This window comes from Komagataeibacter kakiaceti JCM 25156, from assembly GCF_000613305.1.
Window position 1 is genome coordinate 1 of record NZ_BAIO01000306.1, and the last position, 2894, is coordinate 2894.

The 2894-nt window shown below is 65.0% G+C and carries 2 protein-coding genes; both read left to right on the top strand.

Going from position 1 to position 2894, the window contains the following annotated elements; genetic code table 11:
- The first annotated feature begins 174 nt into the window (after window positions 1-174).
- Window positions 175-2388 (top strand): ATP-dependent helicase, encoded by a 2214-nt coding sequence (locus JCM25156_RS12780; protein WP_025813376.1) that lies wholly within the window; start codon window positions 175-177, stop codon window positions 2386-2388.
- Window positions 2389-2894 (top strand): 50S ribosomal protein L11 methyltransferase (locus JCM25156_RS12785; RefSeq protein WP_025813377.1); only part of this gene is annotated, 506 nt, incomplete at its 3' end.

Sequence of the window (2894 nt, forward strand, 5' to 3'; positions counted from 1 at the left end):
CCGCCATGCGGATGCGCCTGCGCATGCGCGCCCGATGGCCCCCCGGTCCCGTCGCCACGGCGCCCTTCACGCCGCATGCCCGTCATGACGCATATTTCCCCCGACGCCATCCATCATGGCCATAAGTGATAGCATTGGTTCCCCCGCAGCGGGATTGGTATAGAAGGTAGCGTGATGGACAGCCTTATTCCCACCGGCCCGGAGCCGGATTACCTCAGCCGCCTCAATCCCGAACAGCGGGACGCCATCGAAACCACGGATGGCCCGCTGCTGGTCCTTGCCGGCGCGGGCACGGGCAAGACGCGGGTGCTGACCACGCGGTTCGCGCATATCCTGCTGTCGGGCCGCGCGCGCCCGAACCAGATACTCGCCGTGACCTTCACCAACAAGGCCGCGCGCGAAATGCGCGAACGTGTCGGCGCGCTGCTGGGCGCCCCGGCGGAGGGGCTGTGGCTGGGCACGTTCCATGCCCTGTGCGCGCGCATGCTGCGCCGCCATGCGGAATATGTCGGGCTGACCAGCAGCTTCACCATCCTTGATACCGATGACCAGCTCCGCCTGCTCAAGCAGGTGCTCGAACCTTACCGCATCGACACCAAGCGCTGGCCGCCACAGGCGATTCTGGGGGTGATCCAGCGGTGGAAGGATCGGGGGCTGGTCCCCGATTCCATCACGGCGGCGGAGGATACGGATTTCGCCAACGGGCGCTGCGCGGAAATCTATGCCGACTACCAGTCCCGGCTGAAACAGATCAACGCATGTGATTTTGGCGATCTCATGCTGCACATGACGGAAATCATGCGCCGCCACCCCGATGTGCTGGCGCAGTATCACCGTTTCTTCCGCTATATCCTGGTGGATGAATATCAGGACACCAACACCATCCAGTACCTGTGGCTGCGGCTGCTGGCCCACCGGCAGGGACAGCCCGCCAACATCTGCTGCGTGGGGGATGATGACCAGTCGATCTATTCATGGCGCGGGGCGGAGGTGGAAAACATCCTGCGCTTCGAACGCGACTTTCCCGGCGCGCGGGTGGTGCGGCTGGAGCGTAATTACCGTTCCACCCGGCAGATACTGGGGGCCGCTTCCGGCCTGATCGCCCATAACGAGGGACGGCTGGGCAAGACGCTGCACCCGGGGCGCGAGGATGCCGAAGGCGAGAAGGTGCGCGTCATTTCCGTGCAGGATTCGGATGACGAGGCCCGCATGGTCGGCAGCGAGATCGAACGCCTGCGCGGCGATGGTCACGCCATGGCCGAGATCGCCATACTGGTGCGCGCGGGCTTCCAGACCCGCGCGTTCGAGGAACGGCTGATCACCCTCGGCCTGCCCTATCGCGTGGTGGGCGGGCTGCGGTTTTACGAACGCGCCGAGATCCGGGACGCCATCGCCTATATGCGCGTGGTCAACCAGCCATCGGACGATCTGGCCTTCGAGCGGATCATCAACGTGCCGCGCCGGGGTGTCGGCACGGCGGGATTGCAGAAAATGCACATGCACGCCCGCGCGCGTGAACTCCCGCTGACCGCCGCCGTGCTGGACCTGCTGGCCATGGGTGAGATCAAGGGCCGGGCGAAGGAGCAGTTGACCGCGCTCATGCACACGCTGGCCACCACGCGCGCCATGCTGGAGCGCGAGGGGCATGTCGTCGCCATCGACCACCTGCTTGAAGACTCCGGCTATGTGGGCATGTGGAAGGCCGACAAATCCCCCGATGCGCCGGGCAGGCTGGAAAACCTGAAGGAACTCGTCCGCTCGCTTGCGGATTATGAAAACCTCAGCGGGTTTCTGGAACATGTCGCCCTTGTCATGGATACGGAGGACAGGGCCGGTCAGGACAGCCTGAGCATCATGACGCTGCACGGCGCGAAGGGGCTGGAATTCGACACCGTGTTCCTGCCCGGATGGGAGGAAGGGGTCTTCCCCTCCCAGCGCACGCTTGATGAGGGCGGGCTGAAGGGGCTGGAGGAAGAGCGCCGCCTTGCCTATGTCGGCATCACGCGCGCGCGGCGCAGGGCCATCATAAGCCATGCGGGCAACCGGATGATCTATGGAAGCTGGCAGTCCGCCATTCCCAGCCGCTTTATCGAGGAACTGCCCGCCGAACATATCGAAACCATGGGCGATACATCCAACAGCCGGCGCAGCTTCCTCGGTCGCCCCGCCGTGTTTGGCGGCACGCCCTTCCCGCTGGTCGCCAGCCGCCGCGTGCATGATGTCACGCCACCGGCCACCACCACGCCGGGCATGGAGGTGGGGGTACGTGTGTTCCACCAGAAATTCGGCTACGGCACCATTACCGCGGTCGAGGGCAACCGGCTGGAAATCGCGTTTGAAAAAGCAGGCCCCAAGCGGGTGATCGATACATTTGTTGAGCAGGTATAAATGAGCCTTTCCCCCCGGCGTCACGCCACAGAACTGGAAACCATATCGGTCACTGTCCCGCCTGATGCGGTCGAACCCTATGAATCCGCCCTGTCCACCGTCTGCGCCACCATCGGCATTTTCGAGGTGGACGACAGCCAGACGCTGTGGCGCGTGGAGGGGGTCAAGGACACCGGCAGCGGCGAGGACGAACTGCGCGCGGCCCTGATCCTTGCGGCGCTGACCAGTGGCGTCGATGCGGAACTGGAGCGCAGCCACACGGAGTCGGAAGGGTGGCTGGCCCGTACTTACGAATCCTTTCCCGAACAGCTTGCGGGCCGGCGCTTCGCCATCCGTGGCACGCATCTGGAACGCACGGGCCGCCCGCAGCGCATCACCATCACGCTGGATGCGGGGGTGGCCTTCGGTTCGGGGGAGCATGGCTCCACGCGCGGTTGCCTGCGCGCGCTGGAAATGGTCGCCTACCGCAAACCCCGCCGCATCCTTGATCTGGGCTGCGGCTCGGG

Coding starts and splice junctions, on each gene's coding strand:
- JCM25156_RS12780 (WP_025813376.1), top strand. CDS start 175: ATGGACAGCCTTATTCCCACCGGCCCGGAGCCGGATTACCTCAGCCGC.